The 26,492-nt window shown below is 44.3% G+C and carries 23 protein-coding genes; 15 read left to right on the forward strand and 8 right to left on the reverse strand.

Annotated features, from left to right (window positions below):
* The first annotated feature begins 116 nt into the window (after positions 1 to 116).
* From F6K53_RS05995 to F6K53_RS06010, 4 genes are all read left to right on the forward strand, one after another.
* A complete protein-coding gene (locus F6K53_RS05995) occupies positions 117 to 338 on the forward strand; it encodes a hypothetical protein (RefSeq protein ID WP_293072215.1) in 222 nt (73 codons plus the stop codon).
* 133 nt (positions 339 to 471) lie between these two features.
* Positions 472 to 1,335, forward strand: a complete 864-nt coding sequence (locus tag F6K53_RS06000; protein WP_293072214.1) for a DUF4351 domain-containing protein — start codon at positions 472 to 474, stop codon at positions 1,333 to 1,335.
* A gap of 72 nt (positions 1,336 to 1,407) precedes the next feature.
* Positions 1,408 to 1,671 carry a DUF4351 domain-containing protein gene (locus tag F6K53_RS06005; protein ID WP_293031499.1) on the forward strand — a complete coding sequence of 88 codons (264 nt, stop codon included), beginning with the start codon at positions 1,408 to 1,410 and terminating at the stop codon, positions 1,669 to 1,671.
* 74 nt (positions 1,672 to 1,745) lie between these two features.
* Positions 1,746 to 2,693: a DUF4351 domain-containing protein gene (locus tag F6K53_RS06010; RefSeq protein WP_293072213.1), complete on the forward strand. Its 948-nt coding sequence runs from the start codon at positions 1,746 to 1,748 to the stop codon at positions 2,691 to 2,693.
* Positions 2,694 to 2,741: 48 nt separating this feature from the next.
* Here the strand turns inward: F6K53_RS06010 and F6K53_RS06015 are convergent, their stop codons facing one another.
* Complete coding sequence (locus F6K53_RS06015; RefSeq protein WP_366511327.1) at positions 2,742 to 3,746, reverse strand: BadF/BadG/BcrA/BcrD ATPase family protein; 1,005 nt, start codon at positions 3,744 to 3,746, stop codon at positions 2,742 to 2,744.
* Between the two features lie 33 nt (positions 3,747 to 3,779).
* Here F6K53_RS06015 and F6K53_RS06020 point away from each other — a divergent pair, with 33 nt between their 5' ends.
* A complete protein-coding gene (locus F6K53_RS06020; RefSeq protein ID WP_293072212.1) occupies positions 3,780 to 3,926 on the forward strand; it encodes a hypothetical protein in 147 nt (48 codons plus the stop codon).
* Here F6K53_RS06020 and F6K53_RS06025 read toward each other — a convergent pair.
* Positions 3,898 to 4,083 carry a hypothetical protein gene (locus F6K53_RS06025; RefSeq protein WP_293072211.1) on the reverse strand — a complete coding sequence of 62 codons (186 nt, stop codon included), beginning with the start codon at positions 4,081 to 4,083 and terminating at the stop codon, positions 3,898 to 3,900. The genes F6K53_RS06020 and F6K53_RS06025 overlap by 29 nt on opposite strands.
* A gap of 187 nt (positions 4,084 to 4,270) precedes the next feature.
* On the opposite strand from F6K53_RS06025, the gene F6K53_RS06030 reads away from it, so the two are divergent.
* The 5 genes from F6K53_RS06030 to F6K53_RS06050 all read left to right on the forward strand — a co-directional run bounded on the left by F6K53_RS06030 (position 4,271) and on the right by F6K53_RS06050 (position 14,537).
* Complete coding sequence (locus tag F6K53_RS06030; protein ID WP_293072210.1) at positions 4,271 to 4,927, forward strand: hypothetical protein; 657 nt, start codon at positions 4,271 to 4,273, stop codon at positions 4,925 to 4,927.
* A gap of 36 nt (positions 4,928 to 4,963) precedes the next feature.
* The gene (locus F6K53_RS06035) at positions 4,964 to 5,884 is read left to right on the forward strand and encodes a DUF1822 family protein (RefSeq protein WP_293072209.1); all 921 of its coding nucleotides are present in this window, start codon (positions 4,964 to 4,966) and stop codon (positions 5,882 to 5,884) included.
* A gap of 144 nt (positions 5,885 to 6,028) precedes the next feature.
* A complete protein-coding gene (locus F6K53_RS06040; protein ID WP_293080130.1) occupies positions 6,029 to 8,386 on the forward strand; it encodes a CHASE2 domain-containing protein in 2,358 nt (785 codons plus the stop codon).
* A gap of 351 nt (positions 8,387 to 8,737) precedes the next feature.
* Positions 8,738 to 9,604 carry a DUF928 domain-containing protein gene (locus F6K53_RS06045; protein WP_293080133.1) on the forward strand — a complete coding sequence of 289 codons (867 nt, stop codon included), beginning with the start codon at positions 8,738 to 8,740 and terminating at the stop codon, positions 9,602 to 9,604.
* Positions 9,582 to 14,537 (forward strand): tetratricopeptide repeat protein, encoded by a 4,956-nt coding sequence (locus tag F6K53_RS06050; RefSeq protein ID WP_293080136.1) that lies wholly within the window; start codon positions 9,582 to 9,584, stop codon positions 14,535 to 14,537. Before F6K53_RS06045 ends, F6K53_RS06050 begins: the two co-directional genes overlap by 23 nt.
* Here F6K53_RS06050 and F6K53_RS06055 read toward each other — a convergent pair.
* Positions 14,484 to 14,606 (reverse strand): hypothetical protein, encoded by a 123-nt coding sequence (locus F6K53_RS06055; protein ID WP_293069717.1) that lies wholly within the window; start codon positions 14,604 to 14,606, stop codon positions 14,484 to 14,486. The genes F6K53_RS06050 and F6K53_RS06055 overlap by 54 nt on opposite strands.
* 409 nt (positions 14,607 to 15,015) lie before the next feature.
* Here F6K53_RS06055 and F6K53_RS06060 point away from each other — a divergent pair, with 409 nt between their 5' ends.
* Positions 15,016 to 17,328: a DUF3160 domain-containing protein gene (locus F6K53_RS06060; protein WP_293069715.1), complete on the forward strand. Its 2,313-nt coding sequence runs from the start codon at positions 15,016 to 15,018 to the stop codon at positions 17,326 to 17,328.
* A 154-nt stretch (positions 17,329 to 17,482) separates the two neighbouring features.
* Entirely contained in the window at positions 17,483 to 18,457 is a 975-nt protein-coding gene (locus F6K53_RS06065) for a tetratricopeptide repeat protein (RefSeq protein WP_293069713.1), read from the forward strand.
* 254 nt (positions 18,458 to 18,711) lie between these two features.
* On the opposite strand, the gene F6K53_RS06070 is transcribed toward F6K53_RS06065, so the two are convergent.
* Positions 18,712 to 20,217, reverse strand: coding sequence for a UbiD family decarboxylase (locus F6K53_RS06070; protein ID WP_293020264.1), 1,506 nt, complete (start codon positions 20,215 to 20,217; stop codon positions 18,712 to 18,714).
* A 504-nt stretch (positions 20,218 to 20,721) separates the two neighbouring features.
* Here F6K53_RS06070 and F6K53_RS06075 point away from each other — a divergent pair.
* A complete protein-coding gene (locus F6K53_RS06075; protein ID WP_075899168.1) occupies positions 20,722 to 22,137 on the forward strand; it encodes an NYN domain-containing protein in 1,416 nt (471 codons plus the stop codon).
* 15 nt (positions 22,138 to 22,152) lie between these two features.
* Here the strand turns inward: F6K53_RS06075 and F6K53_RS06080 are convergent, their stop codons facing one another.
* Complete coding sequence (locus tag F6K53_RS06080; protein ID WP_293069710.1) at positions 22,153 to 22,458, reverse strand: hypothetical protein; 306 nt, start codon at positions 22,456 to 22,458, stop codon at positions 22,153 to 22,155.
* A gap of 155 nt (positions 22,459 to 22,613) precedes the next feature.
* On the opposite strand from F6K53_RS06080, the gene F6K53_RS06085 reads away from it, so the two are divergent.
* Positions 22,614 to 23,312 (forward strand): HAD family hydrolase, encoded by a 699-nt coding sequence (locus F6K53_RS06085; RefSeq protein ID WP_293069708.1) that lies wholly within the window; start codon positions 22,614 to 22,616, stop codon positions 23,310 to 23,312.
* Between the two features lie 705 nt (positions 23,313 to 24,017).
* Here F6K53_RS06085 and F6K53_RS06090 read toward each other — a convergent pair.
* Positions 24,018 to 24,644, reverse strand: coding sequence for a CPP1-like family protein (locus F6K53_RS06090; protein ID WP_293020256.1), 627 nt, complete (start codon positions 24,642 to 24,644; stop codon positions 24,018 to 24,020).
* A 120-nt stretch (positions 24,645 to 24,764) separates the two neighbouring features.
* Positions 24,765 to 24,959, reverse strand: coding sequence for a hypothetical protein (locus tag F6K53_RS06095; protein ID WP_293020254.1), 195 nt, complete (start codon positions 24,957 to 24,959; stop codon positions 24,765 to 24,767).
* A 226-nt stretch (positions 24,960 to 25,185) separates the two neighbouring features.
* Here F6K53_RS06095 and F6K53_RS06100 point away from each other — a divergent pair, with 226 nt between their 5' ends.
* Positions 25,186 to 25,914, forward strand: a complete 729-nt coding sequence (locus F6K53_RS06100) for a response regulator transcription factor (protein ID WP_075899162.1) — start codon at positions 25,186 to 25,188, stop codon at positions 25,912 to 25,914.
* Between the two features lie 273 nt (positions 25,915 to 26,187).
* On the opposite strand, the gene F6K53_RS06105 is transcribed toward F6K53_RS06100, so the two are convergent.
* Entirely contained in the window at positions 26,188 to 26,490 is a 303-nt protein-coding gene (locus F6K53_RS06105; RefSeq protein WP_075899160.1) for a TatA/E family twin arginine-targeting protein translocase, read from the reverse strand.
* Positions 26,491 to 26,492 lie beyond the last annotated feature (2 nt).

The following is a 26,492-nucleotide window of genomic DNA, read 5'->3' on the forward strand; positions in this document are numbered from 1 at the left end:
GTGTTATAATAAAATTACCGTGGGCGCTAAAACGTTCCACGGTAAGAGCCAGCCGACAGTTTCTCCCGGCTACAGGCTGGCTCTGGAGCCCCAGTTAAGGAGATACCTAATATTTTATGTCGTACTCTCAACGCCTATATCCATGGGCGCTCATTAGGTTATTGCCGAAGATGCAGCGGGTGGTTGTTCGTCGTTTTCGGAACCGTTCTGATGCGGAGGGTCACTTGCAGGCTCTTAAACGGCTGATGCCTGATGAAAAATTTATTATTATCTTCGATTTAGGAGACCCTATAGACGGCGATTCTATAGAGGGCGAGTCTATAGTCGAAGAATCTTAAGAAGCAGGAAGTTTGGGAAGTCTGAAAAGCCCAGCTCTTTACTAATCAAATTTTAGTTGAACCCCATAAACAGCCCTGCAAAGTGGGGTGTGTGTAAGTCAATCATTCATCTTGATTCGGTCAATTGTATTGTATGGCAAAACCTGTAGATATTGGTAGCAAACGCTTAATCAGTTTAGCACCCAATGCTTGGGTGCAATGGGTAACCGGTAATTCCCAAGTGCGGGCATCTCAGTTACTGGATGCTGAGTTTCAATGGATTAGTCGCGAAAGCGATGTAATTGTAAAAGCGTCTAGTCCTGAACACTCCGAATTTCTGATTCTCAATGAATTACAACTACGCTATGACCAGAATATGCCTCAGCGAATGCGCAATTATGTTGCCTTAGCTGAGGAGAAATACAACCTATCCGCTTATCCGGTATTAATTAACATCTTGCCACCTCCAACCACGGTTACTATTGAAAATTGCTACGACAGGGAATTCATGGGATTAAAGGCTCGTCAAGATTATCGGGTAATTAATCTGTGGGAAGTAGAGGCTGAATTAGTATTAGAACAACCATTACCTCCCCTATTTCCATTTGTCCCGATCTTATTTGGAGGTGGTAGTGAATCGAAATTGCGGTCAGCGGTGCAGGCTCTGCGGGCGGATCAAACCTTGAATCAACTAGAGCCATTGTTAGCTTTCTTCGCTAGCTTTGTTTTAGAGATACCCTTAATTCAACAAATCATGAGGTGGGATATGACAGTATTACGAGAATCACCCTGGTATCAAGAGATTTTACAAGAGGGTGTGGCTCAAGGCATTGAACAAGGCATCCAACAAGAACGTCGAGGCAGTTTAGAGCGCATCCTTAAACTGCGATTTTCAGAGATTCCTGTCGAGATATCCGTCAGAATTCAAGCCTTAACTCTCGAACAATTAGAAGAGTTGATGGCCACAGCATTAACCGTTAACTCCCTAGATGAGTTTACTCAACATTTGCCCAATTAATTAAATAAGACCACACCCCACTTCGACCGTGGGGTGGGTTTTCCTCGAATTCAACAAATCATGAGGTGGGATATGACAGTATTACGAGAATCACCCTGGTATCAAGAGATTTTACAAGAGGGTGTTGCTCAAGGGATTGAACAAGGGATTGAACAAGGCATCCAACAAGAACGTCGAGGCAGTTTAGAGCGCATCCTTAAACTGCGATTTTCAGAGATTCCTTCAGAGATATCCGTCAGAATTCAATCCTTAACTCTCGAACAATTAGAAGAGTTGATGGCCACAGCATTAACCGTTAACTCCCTAGATGAGTTTAGTCAAAATTTGCCTAATTAATTAAATAAGACCACACCCCACTTCGACCGTGGGGTGGGCGTAAGTCAATAATTAGTCTTAATTGGATCAATTGTATGACAAAACGTGCAGATATTGGTAGCAAACGCCTAATCAGTCTCGCTCCTAATGCTTGGGTGCAATGGGTAACCGGTAATTCCCAAGTGCGGGCATCTCAGTTACTCGATGCTGAGTTTCAATGGATTAGTCGCGAAAGCGATGTCATTGTAAAAGCGTCTAGTCCTGAACACTCCGAATTTCTGATTCTCAATGAATTACAACTACGCTATGACCAGAACATGCCTCAGCGAATGCGCAATTATGTTGCCTTAGCTGAGGAGAAATACAACCTATCCGCTTATCCAGTATTAATTAACATCTTGCCACCTCCAGCTACAGTCACAATCGTTGACTGTTACGACAGGGAATTCATGGGATTAAAGGCGCGTCAAGATTATCGGGTAATTAATCTGTGGGAAGTAGAGGCTGAATTAGTATTAGAACAACCATTACCTCCCCTATTTCCATTTGTCCCGATCTTATTTGGAGGTGGTAGTGAATCGAAATTGCGGTCAGCGGTGCAGGCTCTGCGGGCGGATCAAACCTTGAATCAACTAGAGCCATTGTTAGCTTTCTTCGCTAGCTTTGTTTTAGAGATACCCTTAATTCAACAAATCATGAGGTGGGATATGACAGTATTACGAGAATCACCCTGGTATCAAGAGATTTTACAAGAGGGTCTTGCTCAAGGGATTGAACAAGGGATTGAACAAGGGATTGAACAAGGGATTGAACAAGGGATTGAACAAGGGATTGAACAAGGGATTGAACAAGGGATTGAACAAGGCATCCAACAAGAACGTCGAGGCAGTTTAGAGCGCATCCTTAAACTGCGATTTTCGGAGATTCCTTCAGAGATATCCGTCAGAATTCAAGCCTTAACTCTCGAACAACTAGAAGAGTTGATGGCAACAGCATTAACGGTTAACTCCCTAGATGAGTTTACTCAACATTTGCCCAATTAATTAAATAAGACCACACCCCACTTCGACCGTGGGGTGGGTTACTCTTGCCTATTGCCTATTGCTAGCATGCCTATTGCCTAGACTCCGCAACCCTAACAAACCGGCACCATAAGCAGGCTCATAGCGAGGCCAAATCACTTTAGCATTAGGGCTAAGCCTGACAAGGGATGATTCAAATTGCTGACGGATTGAGGAAAGACCATGCCAGACACTTCCGGTGGTTACTACTTCACATTGTGAGTCAGGGGTAAAGACGCTTTCAATTACAACTTGGGTAGCTTTTGCTAGTTGATTAACTGTATCTTCGATAATGCTAATGGCTACCTGATCGCCTTCAGCCGCTGCTTGATCGACAATTGGTGCTAAGGATGCAATTTCTTTGACTCCCCACCCTGGCCGATAGATGACATCTGTGATATAATTAAACTTTGATAAGTTAAAATGGGTGGTAAAGCGCTCCTGAAGACTAGTTATTGTTAGACTAGTTACTGCAAAGCCATCATAGGCGTTGATCGCGGCTCGTAATCCAGAGACAGCAATGTGATAGGCACTGCCAACATCTCCTAGGATATGCCCCCAGCCACCAACTCGCTTGGTATTTCCTTGGGCATTGCGTCCAAAAACGATTGATCCAGTGCCTGCGATCGCAACAACTCCCACAGGCTTACCTACTCCCCCCACTAAGGCAATCAAAGCATCATCACAAATAACAACATTAGAGGGGAGTAATGCCCAAGTGACGGGAATTGTCTGACTTGACAACAACTGTTGGACGAAGCCTTGCACTACTTCTCTATCTCGTGGACGACCAACACCGGCTAATCCCAAACAAATGGCTTCCACTGTGACCGATTCTATGGATAGTTTAGCGGAAGCTTGTTGGGTGGCGAGGCGAATGGCTGATTCTATGGAGGCGAAAGCGGTTTTGATACCAACGGTGTGATAATTGGAGGCATCGGCTTCTCCTCGACCTAGGACTTGACCTTGGTGGTTGAGGACTACACAAAGGGTTTTACTGGCACCGCCATCTATTCCGATTATACAGGTGATAATATATAGTTAGTTAACTATAAGGAAACTGGCAAGATGCCAGTTCCACCAAGATGCCAGTTCCACATCAGCAAAGAAATGAAACTGGCAAGATGCCAGTTCTACCAAGATGCCAGTTTAGCGATCGCATTCAAAACTAGCCAAAAGCCTACAATTAGTTGTTATCTGAGTCTTCTGGCTTGAGAAGGGCATCGACTAATACTGTGACTTGCACAAGGGAATTGATCACATCACTGGTTTTGGTAAAGGGTTTACCTTCATACTCGGAGTAGGCTGACCAGATTACAGGAATAGCAATCAGTCCGACGAGCCAACGCTTGATGGTTTTAGGATTATACATGGGCAGGGATAAAAAACAACAGCCTCATCTGTTTTTGTTAACTATCTCCAAATAGCCATTCCATGCCAAATCCTGCTAGAGAGCCCATTTCAAAAATTTTTTCCGACTTTGCATAGAATCCGGGGTTGGCCACCGTTAGTTATTTAGAAAGGTAAATCCAGGAGATGGATTGAGATGGAGTTAACCTATGAACCAACTGGAGGAACGACTACAACAGCTAGCTATAGAAGCTCAACAGCATTCCCCAAAAAGCCGTGGCCGTCGTCTAGCCCTGACTCGGCTGATTCAAATTATTCAAGCATCCGGCAGATTATCTCGCAGGAGATATGACACTCCTCAGGAGGTTTACGATGAAGCACTTCAAGAGACTTGGTTGTATGTGTTCAAAAAAATTGATACTTATCAACCGAGAGCTCCGGTGATTAACTGGGTCAATTACGTCCTCAAGAGGCGGTTGATTGATGCCAAGAAACGACATACCAAAGGGGTAAAGGAGTGCTCACTAGATGCACCAATAAACTCTTCCGATAGGGGTAAAGTCAATCAATCAGGTATGACTTATTTAGATACTATTCCGCAACCAGAAGACACTCCGTTACCTTCACAGCTTATACGTCAGTGTATTGAAGAAGACTCTGATGGGCTGTTTGCCAGCAAACACGTTAAGGGACATCCTAAAGCCAACTTCAGAACTATAGCTCTTTTATACCTAGACCGGAAGAGTTGGAAAGAGACTGCTGTCGCGGTTGGGTTAGAGCCAAAGCAATGGTCAACGGTGCAAAGTTTCTACTGGCGCTCTTGCAAGTATTTTGCTGACACGTTTAAGGAATACTTACAGGAATAACTGACCAAGAAGATTCAATTTATCGAGAGAGTAACAATGAATAACTTAACGGAAAAATTAGCATTTTCTGTGCCTATTACCAGAGATTGGTATCAACTAGCAGAAACCTTTAGTCAGGAACAGCACGAACCAGATAAAGCTCAAGACGTTTACCTAAATACATTAGCGGTTTATGCAGTAAATTTCTACTTACAACAGTGTCTGGAAGTAGAAACCGATTTAGCAGCAAGTGATAGCAGCAATCCAGCCCTGCGATCGCTAATGAATGTATCCGACTTGATGGTTAAAGGTTGGGGTAAATTGGAATGTCGTCCTGTTTTAGCTGGTGACCAAGTTTGTCACATCCCACCAGAAAGTCGGCAAGACCGAGTTGGTTATGTGGTAGTAGAAATTAATCAACCAAGTAATCAAGCTAAACTGCTAGGATTTGCCAAAACTGCACTGGGAGGAAGCTTGGAGATTAGTAAAATCGATTCTCTTGAACAGTTAATTAACCAATTACCAGAGCCGGAGTCAGATGTCGTGAACTTACGGGAATGGTTGAAGGGTAATTTTCAAGTAGGTTGGCAGTCGGTTAGCGATTTGCTGCCTCCACAACAACTGAGACCAGCATTTAGAAATACCGAATACCAGCAAGAACGAGCTAAACCAATTGATTTATTTGATTTAGGGCTAGAACTAGCGGGTAATCCTGTCGTTTTAATTATTACTGTTGGAAAAATTGATAAGGAAACTGCCAGCGTTCGAGCACAGGTTTATCCCAAGGGTGAAGCACTAACCTTGCCTCCGAATTTGAAACTATCGGTACTAACTGCAACCGGTGATGTTTTTACCGAAGTAACCGCCAGAAGTAATGATGAATTCATCCAATATCAGTTTAATGCCCAACAGGGAGATGACTTCGGAATTAAGGTTTCTTTAGGTGAAGCTAGTGTAACCGAAAGGTTTCAGGTTTGAGCTAAAGTCAGGCGGACTATCCCAATGCTGGTGGTGCGTTACGGGGCGGACTATCCCAATGTTGGCTATGAGGGGAAAAATCTGGGCAAGTCCGCCCCTAACGCACCCTACGTGCTGACTGCTTATTAAATCAAAAATAGATCAATGAAGAGGCTGTTAACGTTAATATTAGACGGAGAAATTGAGCAGGGGTTTGATGCCACCCTGGAAATTCGGCAAGGGGATCTTCATTCTCCGTCCCAAACTCGGATTAAAGGGCGGTTGTCGGGGAATCGAGACTTACTCAACTGTTATCGCCATTGGCAGCAACGGTATCTGAGTTTGGAAATGCTATTTCGTGCTCTGAGTGCCAATCCCGAACAGGTGACCAATTCATCCCAGCGGGGGGAAGCCTTTGCGGCTTGTCGGCAAGGGGCTGAGGTTTTGGAAGGGAGTCTTAATCACTGGCTCAATACTGACCCAGAGTTTCGCTCGATTCGGGATAAGTTATTGGGCTCGGGGAAAAAATTTCAACTGCTGTTACAGACCAATAATCCCTGGCTGCGTCGGTTTCCCTGGCACCGCTGGGATTTACTGGCGGAAGCCCAAGCCGACGTTGCCCTGAGTGCCATTGAATACGATTGTCCCAACCCTGTTAAGCGCCAGATTACCCCCAAGGGCAAGGTGAAAATTCTGGCAATTTTGGGTCAGGGTGCCAATCTTAACCAGCAAGCAGATCAGCAGGCGTTGGAGGAGTTGGCGGGTCAGGCGGGAGCACAAATTACCTGGCGGCAGGAACCCCAGGCATCGGAGTTGAATCAGCAGTTATGGGAGCAGGGGTGGGATATTCTGTTTTTTGCTGGTCACAGTGGCACTTCCCAAGAGGGGCAGCGGGGGGAAATTCAACTCAATCAGACGGAACGGTTGACTATCGATGATCTGCGGTTTGCCTTGAAGAATGCGATCGCACGAGGGTTGCAGTTAGCTATCTTTAATTCCTGTGATGGTCTAGGCTTAGCCTACCAGTTGGCAGCACAGCAGGATTTGTATTTGCCCCAGGTGATTGTGATGGCCGAGAAAGTGCCAGACCCAGTATCACCCAAGTTTTTGCGGTATTTTCTGGACGCTTACATCCGGGGTGAGTCTCTGTATAGCTCCGTGGCAGAAGCACGGGAAAAATTACATGGCTGGGAACAACAGTATCCCTGTGCGAGTTGGTTACCGGTGGTTTGCCAAAACCCTACCGTTCAACCCCCCACTTGGAAAGAATTACGCTATGGTCCGATCAACCAGTCTCCTTGGCAGTTACCCCGCACGGCTGTGATTGCGAGTTTTATGGTTACCCTTGCCCTGATGGTGGTGCGGCCATTGGGGGTAATCCAACCCTGGGAGTTACAGGCTTATGACCAATTTATGCGCTGGCGACCCGATCAAGGGGTTGACCCGAGGCTGTTAGTGGTTGAAATAACTGAGGAGGATTTTCAGTATCAGGATGACCAGGGTATGAAGCGTAAGTGGTCCCTGTCTGATGCGGCTTTGGCTCAACTGTTGGATAAATTACAGGCTCATCACCCTCGTGCCATTGGCTTGGATATCTATCGGGATTTTCCGGTCAGTGAGGAGTATCAGGATTTGGCGAATCGCTTGCCAAGGATGGATAACTTTTTTGCTGTCTGTCAAGCTAGTAACCCCACTGATAACAATCCTGGTATTGCCCCACCCCCAGAAGTGCCACCGGAACGTTTGGGCTTTACGGATGTGGTGATTGACTCCGATGGCGTACTGCGCCGTTATCTTTGGTATGCTACCTTTAACAGCGATTCCCCTTGTCAGACTGAGACGTCTCTAAGTTTGCAGTTAGCACTACATTACTTAGCTGCAGACGGGATTGACCCTAAGGTCACACCAGAGGGTGAGGTGCAATTAGGGGAAACCACGTTAAGGTCGTTGCCTGGTTATGCTGGTAATTACTCCGGAACGAGTAATGCTGGCTATCAGATGCTACTGGATTATCGCACTCCTGGTGATATCGCCCAAAGAGTTACCCTAAAACAGATTCTAACGGATCAATTTGAACCGAGTTGGGTTAAAGACCGGGTAGTTTTGATTGGTGTTACTGCCCCTAGCGTTCGAGATGATTTTTCCACTCCTTTTACTCGGAATTCAAACCAGACTATAGAGATGCGTGGTGTCTTTATTCAGGCTCAGATGGTGAGTCAGATTCTGAGTGCGGTCAAAGATGGACGAAAACTTTTATGGGTATGGTCTCAGTGGGGAGAATTTTTCTGGATTTGGGCTTGGGGGAGTCTAGGGGGTTTCTTGGTCTTGGTCTGTAAACGACTTGTTTATGGGCTGGGAGTGGGTATCGCCAATCTGGTAGTTTTATCTGGTGTTTGCTTTGTTGTCTTTATTCAAAGTTGGTGGATACCTTTAGTGCCTTCAGGTTTAGCTTTTGTGGCTACAGGGATGATTGTTGGTTACAAGAGGACTGTATTGGTTAGTTGCTCGGTTTTGGGTAATTGACAAAAGTAATTCCAGTGCTTTGAATAGTAGATAAGATGTTAAAAACCGAAATACCCTAAATTTTATTTATGGGGATGAGTAGGTGGGTAATTTATTGCCCTTCAGGTATTTTTATTTTTTTTTCCGGAATGCTTATAGTGGCTATGTAGTCTAAGGTATAGACAAAAATAATTCCAGTCCTTTGCATAGTTTTCGATTTTAGGACTGTTAAATAAATAGATTAATATTTTTAATCTTTTCCAGCCTCAAACTTGCAGATGGTTTTGATTGCTGGTTGATTAGTTTCAGGTTTGCATCTTCATTAAATAGCTTGATTACAGACTTTATATATCAACTATTTGGAGATATTTAATGCATCGTACTAAATGGCGTCTAGAACAGATAGTTATTGGTCTAACTCTCAGTTGTTTATTTAGTTTTGAATCTAACCCAGTGACAGCGGTAGAGACAATTAAACCACTAACTAACTTCCTGAAAGGATTAAACCTTACTCTACCTCCTAAAGGAGCCCCTGGTCAACGTCGAAGTGCAGGAACTCGTCGTGACTGTCCCTTTGAGGAATTTATTGCTTTAGTACCTGGTACTAATTTCGGCTTAACGACTAGTGAACGTCCTACCTTTTGGTTTTATGTGCCCGATTCCAATAAGCCGAAACTCCAAGCAGAGTTTTGGTTGCGGAATAAAGAACATAAGGACGTCTACAAAGAAACGTTCAGGCTCCAAAATACGCCGGGAATTGTAAAGATTACTCTACCGGAAACGGTTTTACCACTTGTTGTTGAAGATTTATATCGTTGGCGTTTCTCTGTAATTTGCAATCCCGGAGAAAAAAGATATAAGGCTTTCGTTTATGGTGGTGTTGAAAGAATCTCTATCACTTCTGATTTAGAGAAGCAGTTAGAAGGCACGAATTCCCGGGAGCGTATTGCTGTTTATGCTCAACAAGGGTTGTGGTTTGATGCCCTAACTACTCTCGGTGAACTGCGTTTGGCTAATCCCCAGGATAAAAGACTGGCTCAGGATTGGGCAGATTTATTAGAGCAGGTGGGTTTGAAAGAGATTGAATCACAGCCTTTAGTTGATTGTTGCACAGTTGAAAATCAACGGTTAATGAGGGAACTGTTTAACATAAAAATTCGCTATTTAGTGTTTCCTGTTCTCTGTTTACTTTTCCTTTATTTTATATGTTATTGCTATGAAAATTACAAGAAAATTTAAATTAATTATTATTTCATTGGCTTTATTAGGTAGTTCATCACCACTGTTTATACGTAATCTTTCAACTCTATTCCCAGTTTCTCCAGCACTACCTCAAACTATAGAAAGCCGTGAAGCGGAAGCTGACCGACTTTTTGAACAAGGTAGTAAGCAGTATAAAGTGAGTCAATTTCGGGAAGCATTGCAGTCTTGGCAGAGGGCACTCACTATTTATCGAGAAATAGGAGATAGGCTTGGTGAGGCTAAGTCTCTCAATCGTCTCGGTAATGCTTATAGAAACCTGGGGAACTACGCAAAAGCCATGGAAAACCACCAGAAAAGTTTAAAGATTGCACGAGCCATAGGAGACCGCCAAGTTGAGGCTAAGTCTCTCAATGGTCTCGGTCATGCTTACAAAATCCTGGGGAAATACCCAAAAGCCATGGAAAACCACCAGAAAAGTTTAAAGATTGCACGAGAAATAGGCGATCGCCAAGTTGAAGCTAAGTCTCTCAATGGTCTCGGCAATGTTTACCTTTCCCAGGGGGACTACCCAAAGGCCTTTGAAAAATTCCAGCAGAGTTTAACCATTGCACGACAAATAGGCGATCGCAAACTTGAGACTACATCTGTGGGCAATCTAGGCAATGCTTACTATTACCTGGGAAAGTACCGAAAGGCCATTGAAAACTACCAGCAAAGTTTAACTATTGACCGAGCCATAGGAGACCGGCAAGGTGAGGCTAGCTCTCTCAATGCTCTCGGTGTTGCTTACGATTCCATGGGGGACTACCCAAAGGCTATTAATTTCCATCAGCAGAGTTTAACCATGGCACGAGCAATAGGCGATCGCCGAGGTGAGGCTCAATCTCTGAACAATCTTGGCAATATTGATTATTTGCTGGGGAACTACCAAAAGGCTATTGAAAACTACCAGCAGAGTTTAAAGATTGCACAAAAAATAGGCGATCGCTCAGGTGAAGCTGCATCTTTTGGCAATCTCGGCAGTGTTTACGATACCCTAAGTGACTATCGAAAAGCTATTGATTTCCATCAGCAAAGTTTAACCATTGATAAAGAAATAGGAAATCAAAGAGGTGAGGCTGCATCTCTGAACAATCTCGGCAATGTTTATTATTTGCTGGGGAACTACCCAAACGCTATTGAAAAGTACCAGCAAAGTTTAACCATTGCAAAAGAAATAGGAAATCCGCTAGGTGAGGCTTACTCTCTCAGCAATCTCGGTGCTTCTTACTATTCCCAGGGGGACTACCCAAAGGCTATTAATTTCCATCAGCAAAGTTTAACCATTATAGAAGAAATAGGAAATCAAAGAGGTGAGGCTGCATCTCTGAACAATCTTGCTAATGCTTACTATTCCCAGGGGGACTACCAAAAGGCTATTGAAAACTACCAGCAGAGTTTAACCATTGCACAAGCAATAGGCGATCGTTCAGGTGAGGCTAAATCTCTGAACAATCTTGGCAATGTTGACCTTTACCAGGGGGACTACCGAAAGGCCATTAAAAAATTCCAGCAGAGTTTAACCATTGCACAAGCAATAGGCGATCGCTCAGGTGAGGCTGCATCTTTGGGCAATCTTGGTAGTGTTGACCTTTCCCAGGGGGACTACCGAAAGGCCATTGAAAAATTCCAGCAGAGTTTAACCATGGCACGAGAAATAGGAGATCCCAGAGGTGAGGCTTCCTCTCTGAACAATCTCGGCATTGTTTACGGTGCCCAAGGGGACTACCGAAAGGCCATTAAAAAGTACCAGCAGAGTTTAACCATGGCACGAGAAATAGGAGATCCCAGAGGTGAGGCTTCCTCTCTGAACAATCTCGGCATTGTTTACGAAAATCTGGGGGACTACCGAAAGGCCATTGAACACCATCAGCAAAGTTTAACCATTGCACGAGAAATAGGTGATCGCTCAGGTAAGGCTAAATCTCTGAACAATTTCGGCAATGTTTACAACAACCTGGGGGACTACCAAAAGGCCATTGAACACCACCAGCAGAGTTTGGCTATTAACCGAAAAATAGGAAATCGCCGAGGTGAGGCTGCATCTCTGGGCAATCTTGGTAATGTTTACGAAAATCTGGGGGACTACCGAAAGGCCATTGAACACTTCCAGCAGAGTTTAACCATTGCACAAAAAATAGGCAATCGCAAAGATGAGAGTGCATCTTTGGGCAATCTCGGCAATGCTTACCGTTCCCTGGGGAACTACCCAAAGACCATTGAACACCAGCAGAAAAGTTTAAAGATTGCAGAAAAAATAGGCGATCGCTCAGGTGAGGCGTCCTCTCTGAACAATCTCGGTAATGTTTACCTTTCCCTGGGGGACTACCCAAAAGCTATTGATTTCTACCAGCAGAGCTTAAGGATTGCAAAAAAAATAGGCGATCGCTCAGTTGAGGCGTCCTCTCTGAACAATCTCGGTAATGTTTACCTTGACCAGGGGGACTACCCAAAAGCTATTGATTTCTACCAGCAGAGCTTAAGGATTGCAAAAAAAATAGGCGAGCGTCAACGTGAGGCGTCCTCTCTGGGCAATCTCGGCAATGTTTACCTTGACCAGGGGGACTACCTAAAAGCCATTGAAAACCACCAGCAAAGTTTAAAGATTGCACGAGAAATAGGCGATCGCTCAGGTGAGGCTGCATCTCTGGGCAATCTCGGTAATGCTTACGACAACCTGGGGGACTACCAAAAGGCCATTGAAAACCACCAGCATAGTTTAAAGATTGCACGAGAAATAGGCCATTGCTCATATGAAGCTAACTCTCTAGGCAATCTCGGTGTTGCTTACGATTCCCAGGGGGACTACCCAAAGGCCATTGAAAACCACCAGCAAAGTTTAAAGATTGCACGAGAAATAGGCGATCGCTCAGGTGAGGCTAAATCTCTGGGCAATCTCGGTAATGCTTACCAAAACCTGGGGGACTACCCAAAGGCCATTGATTTTCACCAGCAAAGTTTAAAGATTGCACAAGAAATAGGCGATCGCTCAGGTGAGGCTCAATCTCTGAACAATCTCGGCAATGCTTACAATTCCCAGGGGGACTACCTAAAGGCCATTAAACACCACCAGGAGAGTTTAACCATTAAACGAGCAATAGGCAATCGCAAAGGTGAGGCTCAATCTTTGGGAAATCTTGGCAATGTTTACTATTCCCGGGGAAAGTACGGAAAGGCGATTGATTTCCACCAGCAGAGTTTGGCTATTGACCGAAAAATAAGCGATCGCCAAGGTCAGGCTAACTCTATGCACAATCTCGGTGTTGCTTACCTTTCCCTAGGGGACTACCGAAAGGCCATTGAAAACCTCCAGCAGAGTTTGGAAATTTACCGAGAAATAGGATACCGACATGGGGAAGGAACCTCCCTCCATAATTTAGGATTAGCTCGATTTAAATCAGGTGATCTTGAACAAGCTGAAACCTTCCTCACCAAAGCCATGGAGATTAAGGAATCTCTACGACCAGGCTTGCCAGATAACCATAAAATTACCCTATCCGAGCAGCAATCTAATACCTATCGCAATTTGCAGCAAGTTCTAATTGCTCAAAATAAAACCGATACTGCATTAGAAGTTGCGGAAAGGGGACGTGCTCGTGCCTTGGCGGAATTACTGGCAAAGGGGTTATCCCCAGAACTAGATACTCCACTAAATTACCCTAACGTCAAGACAATCAAACAGATTGCCCAGCAGCAGAAGGCCACACTAGTAGAATACTCTATTATTTTTGATGGAGAAATCTATATTTGGGTGATCCAGCCTACGGGCGAAATTGAATGGCGCTCGGTTCAACTACCTCCAGATACCTCTCTCCAGCAGCTGCTTAAAAATGGATATGATTGCCTTGCAGACTATGGGAAATGTCGCAGTAGTGACTCTTCCCGGCAACCTTCCCAGGGTGATTGGGTCAAATTGAAAGATGACCAGTTCGAGGAACCGTGGGAAGTAGTTGAAGTTAATGCTAAGGAAAGTACTTTACTACTCTGGTTACCAGGGTGGGAAGAAGGGGTAACAGTCGAGCGCCCAATTACTGATGTTGTCAGGATTGTCGATTCCCCTAATATTGACAAACCACGCTTACAACAGCTTCATCAACTGTTGATTGAGCCGATTGCAGACTTACTGCCCAAGGATGAAAATGCCCGTGTAGTCTTCATCCCTCACAGAGAACTGTTTTCTGTTCCCTTCCCAGCCCTGCAAGACCAGGAGGGAAAGTACTTAATTGAGAAACACACTATCCTCACTGCTCCCTCCATCGAAGTCTTGGGCTTAACCCATCAGAAACGGAAAAACCTTCCTAAATCAGCCCAAACTGCCCTAGTAGTTGGTAATCCTACCATGCCCAAGGTACCACCAGCTCTTGGAAAAGAACCTAAGCAATTATCTGCTCTCAAGGGTGCGGAAAAAGAAGCTAAATACATTGCCTCCCAGTTAAAGGCTCAACCCCTATTGGGACAAGACGCTACGGAAGCCATAGTTAAAGGCCAGATGCCGAAAGCTAGGTATATTCATTTTGCTACCCACGGGTTATTTGCTCCCAAGCGTATTTCAGGTATTGGGAGTGCGATCGCCTTGGCTCCTTCTGTAGGACAGGACGGACTACTAACTGCTGAAGAAATCTTTGACATGAAACTCAGTGCGGAACTAGTAGTAGTCAGTGCCTGCGAGACCGGAGTCGGTCACATCAACAGTGAGGGGGTGATTGGTTTATCTCGTTCCTTAGTTGCAGCGGGTGTTCCCAGTGTGATGGTTTCCTTGTGGTCAATCCCTGATGATAAAACCACAGAGTTGATGACAGAGTTTTATCGGAATCTTGACAGCACAGGGGATAAAGCGCAAGCGTTGCGCCAAGCGATGTTGACTATGATCCCGAAGTCAGGTAATCCGAAAGATTGGGCGGCATTTACGTTGATTGGGGAGGCGCTTTAGGGGAATAGGCAATAGGGAGTAGGGAGTAGGGAGTAGGGAGTAGGGAGTAGGGAGTAGGGAGTAGGCCATAGGGAATAGGCCATAGGGAAGAAAGAAGAGGGAATTTCGGGATTGGGGAAAAATCCTGTGTATCTAATTAGTATGAGAACCGCTATAGCATTTCTAAATAGGTCATGAACAATCTTGCTGATTTCTCATAATACCAAAAAATCCTCCAAGCTTTTCCATACTGCTTCCTGCTCCATTTTTAGATCAATCCTATTTTTAAAACTACCTACAAAAGACTATATATAGCTAAAAACTATATCTTTAGGATAAAAGCAGGATTAATTGGTAATTTCAAGGTTGATCATTGGTATAATTTCAATTAATAAGAGTATAGGAATTGCTATCCTTTAAATTCAGCAAGTCAATTATAAAGCTTTTCAATAAATTAAGCAAGCTAATTATTGCTCCGAGCATTGTATTGTTAATTATTATGAGCAACCATACTTTCCTCGCAGATGGGATTGACAGTTCCAAAGTTTTGGTCAACCCAGCTTCAGCAGAAGGATCAACTGATGTCTTTGGTTACACCCCTACCTTCGAGCAGGAATTGGAGAAGATTGGACAGATTTCACCCCAGGAATTTGCTAAACGCTACGATGCCAAGGTTAAGTATCTAAAAAAAATTAGTTGGAATCCGACCAAGGCTAAATTTTGGAACTTGTTCAATCTTGCTCCGAAAAAGCATAATCAGAAGACCAATCGTGGAAATTATTCCCACTACAACTTTCGCCTCAATTCAGATGAACTGGCAGTATTCAAGAAACAAGGCTTTGTTGTCAGTGAGCGCATGGGGGCACATAGTTTCGCTGAGTTATTTTACCGAATATATAGCAACGATTTACCAGTTTTCGTTTCCGCTGATGCCTTGCTTCATGCTTGGCATCGTTCTTATGACGCGATCTTGGAAGAACTAGAAGAAAGTTATCTTGCCACATCACTAGATGAAATTCTCACAGGAATGGCAGATAAAATCCCTGAAGCCAGTAATCAATATAGCAATGGTGTCCTTGACCTAAGTTTAATTGATGCCGACTACTTTCTAGCAGTCGCTCGTTCGTTATTGGCAGGAGAAACAGTTAAGACCAAATTAAATCAGGATGCCCGTGTGGCAGCAACCCTCAACGCCATAGAAGCAGAGCAAATCGAGGAGGAATTTAAGCTGTTCGGGAGTTACCGCGACATGGATTTTTCTCAATTCAAAGTACGTGGGCATTATGAGAACTCCGAGACTCTTAAAAAATATTTCCAGGCAGTAATGTGGTGCGGTAGAGTTGATCTACGGATTGCAGGTAAACCAGAAGAAGCTTCTTCACGGGAATTGGGTACAGCTATAATCCTCAATGATCTGTTAAAAAAATCTGGTAAGTTCGAGCAATGGCAACAGTTTGACCAAATGCTCCAGACCTTTGTCGGTGCAACTGATTCCATGACGTTTGCTCAACTAGCTGACCTATTAAAGCAAGCTAAGATTCAATCTCCTACAGATATTAAAGATTTATCCACCTTAGAGTGGCTGCAAACTGAAATTTTAGCTAACCACGTAGGTTTTCAAAACATCAGGAGTCATGTTTACGTTAGTTCGCCGGAAGACGATGATCAGACTAAAGATATAATACCCCATTCGTTTACAGTTATCGGTCAAAAGTTTATTTTGGATAGCTGGATTTTGAGCAAAGTAGTTTACGATGATATTATTTGGAATGGCGAGAAAGTTCAGCGCCGTGTACCAACTGGATTAGATGTCGCATTCGCAACCCTAGGAAACACTCAAGTAGTACCAGAACTGGTTGATCGGATGAGAAACCAGAATGGGCATAAGTTCCGAGATGGTCTCAACTATCAACACAACCTAGCGGCAGCCTTTAATGTAGTCGATCAGCTAAATCCTTCTGCCTGGGAAGAAAACCTTTACATGAATTGGTTAGCAACCTTGCGGGAACTTTCCAAACCCACTACGGACTCCAAATACCCGGAAGCCATGCGTACCCGTGCCTGGGGGATGAAGACACTCAATACACAACTAGCGTCATGGACACAACTGCGTCACGACACCATCCTTTATGCCAAACAATCCTACACCGCTACAACCAGATGCTACTATCCAGCGGGTTTTGTGGAGCCGAGACCGGAATTCTGGGAACGCTTTGAAAAAATGGCTGTGCTGGCGGGGCAGCTAATTGAAAACACTCCCTTTCCGAAGCGCTTGAGAAGAATTCAGCAAAAACAAACTGACTTCTTAAAAAATTTCAGCCAGCAGTTAACTATCCTGAAGGAGATAGCACTCAAGGAATTAGCACAACAGGAACTTACCGAAGCCCAAACCAATTTCCTAGAAAATATTGTTGAGATTGAACGTGCTTCAGGGGGTCCGTTCTATAGCGGTTGGTATCCCAGCCTTTTCTATAAGAAACCTGAGGATTCTGATAAGTGGGATGCCATTGTTGCGGATGTACACACAAATGTACCTGACCCAGTGGTGGGAGCTCCAGGCAGTGTACTTCACCAGGGCGTGGGTAATATCGATTTGTTGATGATTGCAGTGGACAATGGTAAAGACAAAATGGTCTTTGCTGGACCAGTGCTAAGCCATTATGAATTTGAGATGCCAGAAGTATCCCGTAAATCAGATTCTGAGTGGAAAAAAGATATCCAAACTGGCAAGCTTCCACCTCGCCCCAACTGGACAAAAAGCTATCTTGTAGTTAATGAGTTCTTGAATGAGTTCTCTCTTCCTGGGGAGTAGGGATTAGGGAATAGGGAGTAGGGAGTAGGGAGTAGGGAGTAGGGAGTAGGGAATCGGGAGTAGCGATAAATCGATTTTTATGAATTATTCTCTACTGTTCCGTGTTGCCAAATCCGCTATTCTCGACTTCTGAAATAAGTCTTGTTTTATAACCATGAAATTACCAGAATTGAGATTAATGATCCTTCTGGCTTTATTAGGTAGTTTATCCCCACCCTTCCAAGGTAATGTTTTAAGTATATTCCCAGTTTATCCAGCATTAGCTCAAACTTTAGAAAGCCGTAAAGCTGAGGCTGACCAACTTTTTAACCAAGGTATTAATAAGTTTCGAGTAAACCAATTTCAGGAAGCATTGGAGTCTTGGCAGAAGGCACTCACTATTTATCGAGAAATAGGAGACCGGCAAGGTGAAGCTTATTCTCTGAATGGTCTGACCAATGTTTACCGTGCCCTGGATGACTACCAAAAGGCTATTGAAAACCTCCAGCAAAGTTTAACCATGGCACGAAAAATAGGAGACCGGAAAGGTGAAGCTGGATCTCTCAACGATATCGGGAATGCTTACCGTGCCCTGGGGGATTACCAAAAGGCCATTGATTTTATCCAGCAGAGTTTGGTTCTCAAACGAGAAATAGGCGATCGCACAGGTGAGGCTAACTCTGTGAACAATCTCGGTATTGCTTACGGTTCCGTGGGGGACTACCAAAAGGCCATTGAACACTTCCATGAGGGTTTGGCTATTGCACGAGAAAAACGCGATCGCTTTATTGAGGGATCCTCTCTGGGCAATCTCGGTATGGTTTATTATCTAATGGGGGACTACTCAAAAGCTATTGATTTCCACCAGCAGAGTTTAGCTATTGCCCGAGCAATAGGAAATCGAAGCAGCCAGGCTAAGTCTCTGAACAATCTTGGCAATGCTTACAATTCCCAAGGGGACTACCAAAAGGCTATTGATTTCTACCAGCAGAGTTTGGCTATTGCACGAGCAATAGGAGATCGACAAGGTGAAGCTAAATTTCTGAACAATATCGGCAATGCTTACCGTTCTCTGGGGGACTACTCAAAAGCGAATGATTTCCACCAGCATAGTTTGGCTATCAAACGAGAAATAGGCTTGCAAAGGTGAAGCTAACTCTCTGGCATTGCTTAATAATTGAATGATTTTAAGAGTGAGGTAGAATGGGCATCTTGGTGGAACTGGCATCTTGCCAGTTTCAAGATATTTTCGCGCGGGCAGGATGCCCACTCTACTTTCATGCTTATTTTCGCGCGGGCAGGATGCCCACTCTACTGCTATTCATCCGAAGATTCAGCAACGCTTTCTAGTCATCTATTTGAAGCTGACCGCTGACCACTGACCACTGACCGCTGACCTATAAATTACATCTGGTAACCAAACAAATTGGGATCAACATCTTTCAAATCCAAATCTCCTAACCCATACTCAGCCCAACGCCTATCTACCATCGCTGCTACATCCCCATCTGACTCCAACGTTGCACCCCATTCATGTTCGGTTTCCGGTGGAATCTTAGTAGTAGCATCAATACCCATCCGTCCCCCTAAGCCAATCTTTTCACTAGCAAAATCCAAACTATCAAAGGGAGTATTAGGCAAAATAAAGACATCCCGCACCGGGTCAACTTTAGAACTAATCGCCCACACCACTTGACGGGGGTCCCGAATATTAATAGTCTCATCCACCACAATCACAAACTTGGTGTAGGTAAATTGAGGCAACGCACTCCAAAACGCCAAAGCAGCCCGTCGCGCTTGTCCTGGATAGGCTTTCTTAATCGAAATAATGGCCGCTTTGTAACTCAGAGCTTCCATGGGCAAGAAGAAATCCACAATTTCTGAGACTTGTTGCCGCAGGATCGGGGTATAAATCCGATTGAGTGCGATCGCCATCATTGCTTCTTCTTTCGGTGGACGCCCACTAAAGGTAGTTAAATAAATCGGATCCTTGCGGTGAGTCATACAGTGGAAGCGAATCAAGGGGGAATCCTCCACTCCACCGTAATACCCCATGTGGTCACCAAAGGGACCATCTGGCAACATTTCCCCTGGAGTAATCGTGCCTTCCAGGACAAACTCAGAATCCGCTGGTACTTCTAAATCTAAGGTTTTACATTTAGCTAGGTTCACCCCAGACCCACCATAGAGTCCAGCAAAGAGCCATTCCGACAGGTCAACCGGTATGGGAGTAGCAGCGGCCAGAATAATCAGGGGGTCAACACCGAGTGCGATCGCTATTTCTAATTTCTGTCCTCTCTCCACCGCCTTGCGCAAATGTCGTGCTCCACCCCTGACCGAGAGCCAATGCACCGTCATCGTAGTCTTAGACTGCAGTTGTAGCCGATAAACCCCCACATTAGGAATACCAGTCTCACAATCTTTGGTAATCACCAATCCTAAGGTAATAATCTTGCCAGCATCACCGGGATAAGGGCGAATCAGGGGTAATCTATTCAAATCCAAATCATTTTCCTGCACCACCACCTGGTGACAAGGAGGGAAAAAGTCTCGCCCTGGTTTAGCTTTCACCACATCAAACAAAATTTTGCCAAAATCCACCGCCTGGGAAATTTTCTTAGGTGGCTTTGGTTGTTGCAGCATCCCTAGCTTCTTGCCCAGAGTTTCCAAATCTTCTGGGCTTGACCGGTTCATCGCCCAGCAAACCCGTTCTTCTGTTCCCATTAAATTAATCGCAACCGGAAAGGATGACCCTTTTACATTCTCAAACAGCAAGCCAGGTCCACCCGCTTGTAGCATCCGGTTTGATATCTCAGCAATTTCCAAATCTGGGTCAACTAAAGCCTTAATCCGCCGCAATTGTCCCTTCTGTTCTAGCTCTTGGATAAATCCCCTTAGGTCTCTGGCCATGATTACAATTTGTTAAGCTGAGTCCCTCTTACTATACCAGTTCTCAATTGGCTGAGGGAGTTTAGTCTTGGGTTAATTGGGAGTAGGGAGTAGGGAGTAGGGAGTAGGGAACAGGGAATAGGGAACAGGGAATAGGGAACAGGGGAAAAATTCTGTATACCTGATTACTCAACAGAAGCGCTATAATAGCAAATTTAACCCCGTCAACAAACCAAGTGATCGGAAAATATTTCCGTTATCAAGGATTCTGACTCCTGGCTTCTGGCTCGAAGCTCCTTCAATCTACCAGCACTTGAGTTCTATGGAACTCGCATTTTTCCACTACCCACTGCTGATCCTTGAGGGATCCGTGTAGGAATTGTGGGAATTTTTGTTCCGTACTCCCTACTCCCTACTCCCTACTCCCTACTCCCTACTCTCTTTGCTATTTCACATATACTGGGTTCATAGATCTGCTTTTGTATTCTGCCCAAAATTACTCACCCTCTCTACCAGAAACCATTCGTGAATGACTCTGCCGCGATCAACGAAATTAGCCTTTACCTCTACCAAGCCATCCTTGAGCTTCAGCAGCAGCAGTCCGAATTACTCAAGGAAAAATACCGAAAAATCGCTTGGGATAAGCCCCGTCATCAATCTGCTTTCCTGGCCAATTTGAAATCAGAACTCAGCCAAGAGCAAGATTGGCCCCGACGAATTATCAAAGTCAGGAAATTACTGCAAGTTCTGTTCATTCCTAGTTATTTCAACTCCCCCAGCTTTAGAGAACTGACCCAAAAACTTCGTCACTCTATCGGACCCAAGCCAGGGAATAATTCCCATAACTTAGCTGTCTCTACTAATAATAAAACCCCAACATGGGTTTCCCCTTTGCCAAAGCTAGAGACAGGAATTGCCATCTTACTCCTAGATGCCGAAAATTTACGGCTCAATACTGAAACCGAAAAGTTCCTAGCTCAAATTTCTTCCTACCCGGTTCAAATCAAGATTGCTTTTGCCAATTGGCGTGCTATGGGTAAGTATGACACTGAACTTCATACTCGTGGCTATGAGCTAATTCACGTCCCACCAGGAAAGGACAGCGCTGATTTCAAGATGGCTAGCGTTGGGTCTTCTATCTTTGTCCATTACCCAACCGCCAAGGAAGTCTTAGTCTGTTCCTCTGATGGGGTAATGACTCATCTTTGCACCACCCTACAAACCCATGGACTAACAGTCTATTTGGTGCGTAAGCAAAACGATAAGATCATTGTTTTAAATAACAAGACTCGTGAAACTCAAGCCCATTCTCTGGTTTCTGTACCAGAAATTCCCACCCTTGAGGAATTTATTAATCAACTCAAAGACATCCTCAAAGCTGAACAAAAACGCACTTCCAATGCTTGGATAAACCTGTCTAGACTATCTTATCTATTTGAGGCTAAGTATCAGCTTACCCTCAATCAAGTTGTGTCTCTGCGCTTGCCTGGAAAACTAACAACCGATATTTTTAGTGATTACCCTAAGGAGTTTGTGACTCATCACATACCAGGGACTTCAAATTTTTATATAACTCTATTTGACAAGCCAATTTCTTTCATTAAAAAGACCTCTTCTTTGAAGACTATTCAGTTAAAACCTACTGTTAAGCCTTTATCTAAAATTGAATCTAAATCAGATTTGGAAGAGATACTAGTTAAACTCCTCAAGGATTTGAAGACAAACTATAAAGAACCTTATGTTCCGATCGCTCATATAGCTACTGAATTTAAAAAACAATACTCTCGACCCATTACTCAGTTGATGAGAGACTTAAATTTAAAAGGTACATTCCCCAAATTTTTGCAATCCTTGGGAGCGTTTAAACTGAAGAAAGTTGGTAAAGCTTATCAAGTTGCTTTAAGGTTAGACGGGTTGAATGCACTCGTGATTGAACAGTAGAATTCGCGGCAATTGTCAGGGAATCGGGAATCGGGAATCGGGAGTGGGGAATCGGTAAAAAATCTGGCATTGCTGAATCTTTGGATCAATATGAATGAGTGGGGTGGGCATCCTGCCTGGGATGAAAATATTGATAACGGGCAAGATGCCCGTTCCACAGCAAGATGCCCGTTCCACAGCAAGATGCCCGTTCCACAGCAAAATGCCCGTTCCACAGCAAGATGCCCCGTTTCCCCGATTCGTGACGGCATAAGGTGCAACAGACAGAGAATTCTCACCATCTCCCCATTTCCCCATTTCCCCATCTCCCCATCTCCCCATTTCCCCATTTCCCGACCCAAATCTCAAAAACCTACCATTGTCAGGAGTAATGGGTAAGTTCTAAGACATTGGAAATGTTACAAATTCGTAATTTTAGTGATAAATACTCACCGGATGAGATAATAATGTAAATAAATATTACATTTTGTTAGATAATGATTAGAGTATTTACAGACTTTGACGGTCCGATCATGAATGTCTCGGAGCGTTACTATCGGGTTTACCAGTTTTGTCTCAAAGAAATCCAACGCCCTAACCAGCCAATCCTGCCCATGTCCAAGGCGGAGTTTTGGCAGTGTAAGAGGGGGCGTGTTCCGGAGATAATTATTGGTATTCGTTCAGGTCTCGATCCCAGCCAAGCTGAAGCATTTGCTCAGCTGCGCCGTCAAACTGTACACACTCTGCCCTACTTAGTCCATGATCAACCGGTTCCCGGAGCTATAGATGCCCTGGAAAAATTACAAGAAGCAGGTGTAGATTTAGCCGTCATGACCATGCGTCGGGTGCGAGAGCTTGATGAAGCGTTCAGTCGCTTAGACCTGGATAAATTTTTTCCCCCTAACCGACGGTATTGCCTGAGCAACGACTATGTTAAGACCGGTGACACTAAGGATAAACCTTTGCTAATGGCAAAAGCCCTCAAAAAACTCCCAGCTCAGTCTGATGTCTGGATGATTGGCGATACAGAAGCGGATATAGTGGCTGCCAAAACCCACGGTATTAAAGCAATTGGAGTTTTATCTGGAATACGCGATCGCACCCAGCTCAATCTCTACGAACCAGATTTTATCGTCAATAATCTCACTGAAGCGGTAGATTTAGTTCTAGACAAAGCACTGCTACAAGCCGTATGATTATGCCATTTTAGATAATCCCGCTCTTTGGGAGCCCTACGCCTGACCCTCGGTCAGGGTAGGATGAAATGAACTGTTAAAGTTCAAGTCATTTTTTATGTCAAAAAAGCTATGGCTATCCTGGTTAGATTGTCTCGAAATTTAGGTAATTATATCACTAACTAGCTGTGCAGACAAGGGAACTTCGGATTAGGGAACAAAAAGGGCGTTGCTTAATAATGGAATGATTTTAAGAGTAGGTGCGCGCCTCCAAGGGCGAGTAAATCGCCCTTGGGTCGCACCTGTGGAATAGGCATCTTGCCTGTTCTTGATCTTTTGGGGCGGGCAGGATGCCCACTCTACTCCTATTCATTCAAAGACTGACGAAACGCCACAAAAAGGGTTTGAGCAACTTTAAGTTTCTTAACATAGTTAAAAAAATTGGCTCTCTAGCCTGTGGCTATGAAAAATTTTTATAAAATAATCGCGCTAAAGTCTTGGCTTACAAGGTTTGTGGTTATTTAAAAAAGCAATTTTCATAAAAATTGCTTTTTATGGCCATGATGCAGTCGCTCCCCATGAGCGACTGGCGTGGTTTCCACCAGGCAAACCCAAGCAAGGGTAGAGAAGTTTGGCAGATATCACATCAAGGGGAAAAGCACCCTAGCTAGACAAGGAACGTGCTTTTGGAGGCACGTCCTGATCCCCAATCCCCCATGCCTATTTTCAACGTAAGAAACAACTAATCAGCCATAGCAATACAAATGTCACCAATGTAGCCAGTTTTTCTGTTGTCAAGTCTAGGTTGGTGAATTGGCTTCCCAGAGAATTCCCCAGCAAACTACCCAATCCCACACCTAAAAACAGACCTGCCAGGGTTAGCAACACCGCACGACCAAATTGTTGTTCTTTCCGATTTAGGAAATAGATCGTGAATCCGAAGCCTATAGCCATCACCAACGGCAAAATCGAGTTTGCCGATGAGGTGTAAAGGACAGTAGCACTGCTTAAGATTAAGAACACTGCACTCGGCCAGATGATGTCTTCTCTTGTCGGAGTATCCCACAACCGTTTCAGCCACTCAGGAGAGTTATTAACTGGTGTTTGGGGAAAACTCGGTGGAGCTTGAGAAACCTTCTCTGGGAAACGAATGCGATCAGGAACTTTAATCTTTCCTTCCTGGCGCATCCTAAGTCGATCCATAATAATGGCATCGTAGGCCGCCTCTACGGTATCTAAAAGCTTTTGGTTACCACGATGCTTTTGCATCAGGCGACCTTTGGCATCCTGAATTTCATCAAAGGACGCTTCTTCCGTAACCCCAAGCTGATCATAGGGATTGTTATCACTCATTCAAGACCTCCGAGACATCCCTTGTTTTCACATCCCTTCTTTTCACTAGTATGACAGCAACTTTAAACTAGTTATGTATATGTTAAGGTTAGGCACGAGAAACTCTCAACCTTGCTCTGGCTAACCACTGGTCACAGAGTCGTTTTGGTTGAGGGTGGTGCCAATGCCCCTGGGTGCTAGTGTAGCTTGATCTTCAAGCAGCAGTCCCGAAGTGAAGTCAACACAATGCCGGTGCATCTGCTGTTTTGTGACCAAATCACCGGAGAATTCCTGAATGATGTTAGAACCGTTAGTAAATCCATATAGACCCATCAAGGCTATGGGTTTTTTGCTCTTTAGAACCAGAAAAAAAGACTTTTTCCCTTGGTTCGGGAAGTCCTACTGTGGGGGAATTTTGAAAATAACTGATCTGCCTATGCGATTTACCAACTATTGGCATTGCCTAATAATCTGAGGATAATTGTCTACAATGCCCAACAGCACCGTTGGTGTCAAAACACTCTGCGTCTTAAATTTGTGATCCCGTTTTCCGTGGAAAGTTATGACCGCCGCCAAGATTCTTGTCGTAGATGACGATCCGGCAATCCGAAATTTAATTCTACGCTTCTTAAGTCAAAAGAATTTTCAAATGCAGGCTGCTCAAGATGGCAAGACGGCTCTTGCCACATTTGAGCAATTTAATCCAGATTTAGTCATTCTAGATGTGAATTTGCCTGACGCCCTTGGCTACAACCTGTGTCAGCAAATGCAGACCCGCACTGATGTCTTTGTCCTCTTGCTCACCAGTCGGTCGGATGCTGCTGACAAAAATCAAGGATTTCAACAAGGTGCTGATGACTACATCACCAAGCCCTTTGATTTACAAGAGCTGGAAAATCGAGTTAGAGCAATTTTGAAACGGAAGCGGGCTGTTACTGCTACTGAAGCAGAACGCCTCGTCTTCGACCATTTAGTGATCGATCCAGGGCGCAGGGAGGTAACTATCAACGAAATACTTATCCCTCTAACTGCTCTGGAATTTGATCTACTCCATTTTCTGGCCTGTCATCCAGGTCGAGTCTTGCGCCGTTCTGAGTTAATCCAGGAAGTCTGGGAGTACGATTATGTGGGAGATCAGCGAGTAGTTGATGTCCATATCGGTCAAATTCGCCGTAAAATTGAGGTTAATTCCAGTGACCCTTCCTTAATTCAGACAGTTCGAGGTGTTGGCTACAAGTTTGAGGCACCTTCTAGTAAGAAGAATGAGAAAAATGGTAAATCCAGTAGCTAACTCATTGTTGACACTCCACGACTACTCAAACCCCTTGCTCGTGGAGGGTCAATGGTTGCCAAGGCAATCGACTACTGAGCTACCGGACTAGAGTTCAAGAGTCGTCTAGCACAGCACGGCGGAAATAAAGATACGATTCAAAAATAGCAAAACGCTTATGTAATAAGCATGCAAGAATTGTTAATACCATAATTTTTAATTCCGCGCAGCAGTACTAGTGATCATGCCTGCTTTGGTCTAGCCTCTTGCTGAAGTGGCTCGACTTCCCTGGGATTAGCTTTGTTGAGAAGACGTCGTAGCATGATTGTTTGATTCTGCTGTAGCAACTTCTGCTGTAGCAACTTCTTTGGTGGCAGTTTTCTCAGATTCACTTGGGGTAGGGGTGTTCAGCCCTTGCTCTATTTGTTGTGCCTCTAGCTTAAACTGATTTTCAAACTCCTTGGAAGCATCTTGAAAGCCTCTAATGGCTTTACCCAAACTACGACCAATTTCTGGCAACTTCTTAGGGCCAAATACTAATAGGGCAATGACCATAATCAACACCATTTCCGGTAAACCCATACCAAAAACGTTCATTA

Source organism: Moorena sp. SIO4A1 (genome assembly GCF_010672065.1).
Lineage (GTDB): Bacteria > Cyanobacteriota > Cyanobacteriia > Cyanobacteriales > Coleofasciculaceae > Moorena.

Excerpts from the sequence above, each read along its gene's own strand:
- F6K53_RS06010 (WP_293072213.1), top strand. The coding sequence starts at position 1,746 with ATGACAAAACGTGCAGATATTGGTAGCAAACGCCTAATCAGTCTCGCT.
- F6K53_RS06055 (WP_293069717.1), bottom strand. The coding sequence starts at position 14,606 with ATGGCCTACTCCCTACTCCCTACTCCCTACTCCCTACTCCCTACTCCC.
- F6K53_RS06005 (WP_293031499.1), top strand. The coding sequence starts at position 1,408 with ATGACAGTATTACGAGAATCACCCTGGTATCAAGAGATTTTACAAGAG.
- F6K53_RS06085 (WP_293069708.1), top strand. The coding sequence starts at position 22,614 with ATGATTAGAGTATTTACAGACTTTGACGGTCCGATCATGAATGTCTCG.
- F6K53_RS06060 (WP_293069715.1), top strand. The coding sequence starts at position 15,016 with ATGAGCAACCATACTTTCCTCGCAGATGGGATTGACAGTTCCAAAGTT.
- F6K53_RS06035 (WP_293072209.1), top strand. The coding sequence starts at position 4,964 with ATGAATAACTTAACGGAAAAATTAGCATTTTCTGTGCCTATTACCAGA.
- F6K53_RS06100 (WP_075899162.1), top strand. The coding sequence starts at position 25,186 with ATGACCGCCGCCAAGATTCTTGTCGTAGATGACGATCCGGCAATCCGA.
- F6K53_RS06020 (WP_293072212.1), top strand. The coding sequence starts at position 3,780 with ATGCCAGTTCCACCAAGATGCCAGTTCCACATCAGCAAAGAAATGAAA.
- F6K53_RS06030 (WP_293072210.1), top strand. The coding sequence starts at position 4,271 with ATGAACCAACTGGAGGAACGACTACAACAGCTAGCTATAGAAGCTCAA.
- F6K53_RS06050 (WP_293080136.1), top strand. The coding sequence starts at position 9,582 with ATGAAAATTACAAGAAAATTTAAATTAATTATTATTTCATTGGCTTTA.
- F6K53_RS06065 (WP_293069713.1), top strand. The coding sequence starts at position 17,483 with ATGAAATTACCAGAATTGAGATTAATGATCCTTCTGGCTTTATTAGGT.
- F6K53_RS06090 (WP_293020256.1), bottom strand. The coding sequence starts at position 24,644 with ATGAGTGATAACAATCCCTATGATCAGCTTGGGGTTACGGAAGAAGCG.
- F6K53_RS06000 (WP_293072214.1), top strand. The coding sequence starts at position 472 with ATGGCAAAACCTGTAGATATTGGTAGCAAACGCTTAATCAGTTTAGCA.
- F6K53_RS06025 (WP_293072211.1), bottom strand. The coding sequence starts at position 4,083 with ATGTATAATCCTAAAACCATCAAGCGTTGGCTCGTCGGACTGATTGCT.
- F6K53_RS06070 (WP_293020264.1), bottom strand. The coding sequence starts at position 20,217 with ATGGCCAGAGACCTAAGGGGATTTATCCAAGAGCTAGAACAGAAGGGA.
- F6K53_RS05995 (WP_293072215.1), top strand. The coding sequence starts at position 117 with ATGTCGTACTCTCAACGCCTATATCCATGGGCGCTCATTAGGTTATTG.
- F6K53_RS06105 (WP_075899160.1), bottom strand. The coding sequence starts at position 26,490 with ATGAACGTTTTTGGTATGGGTTTACCGGAAATGGTGTTGATTATGGTC.
- F6K53_RS06080 (WP_293069710.1), bottom strand. The coding sequence starts at position 22,458 with ATGGGGAGATGGGGAGATGGGGAAATGGGGAAATGGGGAGATGGTGAG.
- F6K53_RS06045 (WP_293080133.1), top strand. The coding sequence starts at position 8,738 with ATGCATCGTACTAAATGGCGTCTAGAACAGATAGTTATTGGTCTAACT.
- F6K53_RS06040 (WP_293080130.1), top strand. The coding sequence starts at position 6,029 with ATGAAGAGGCTGTTAACGTTAATATTAGACGGAGAAATTGAGCAGGGG.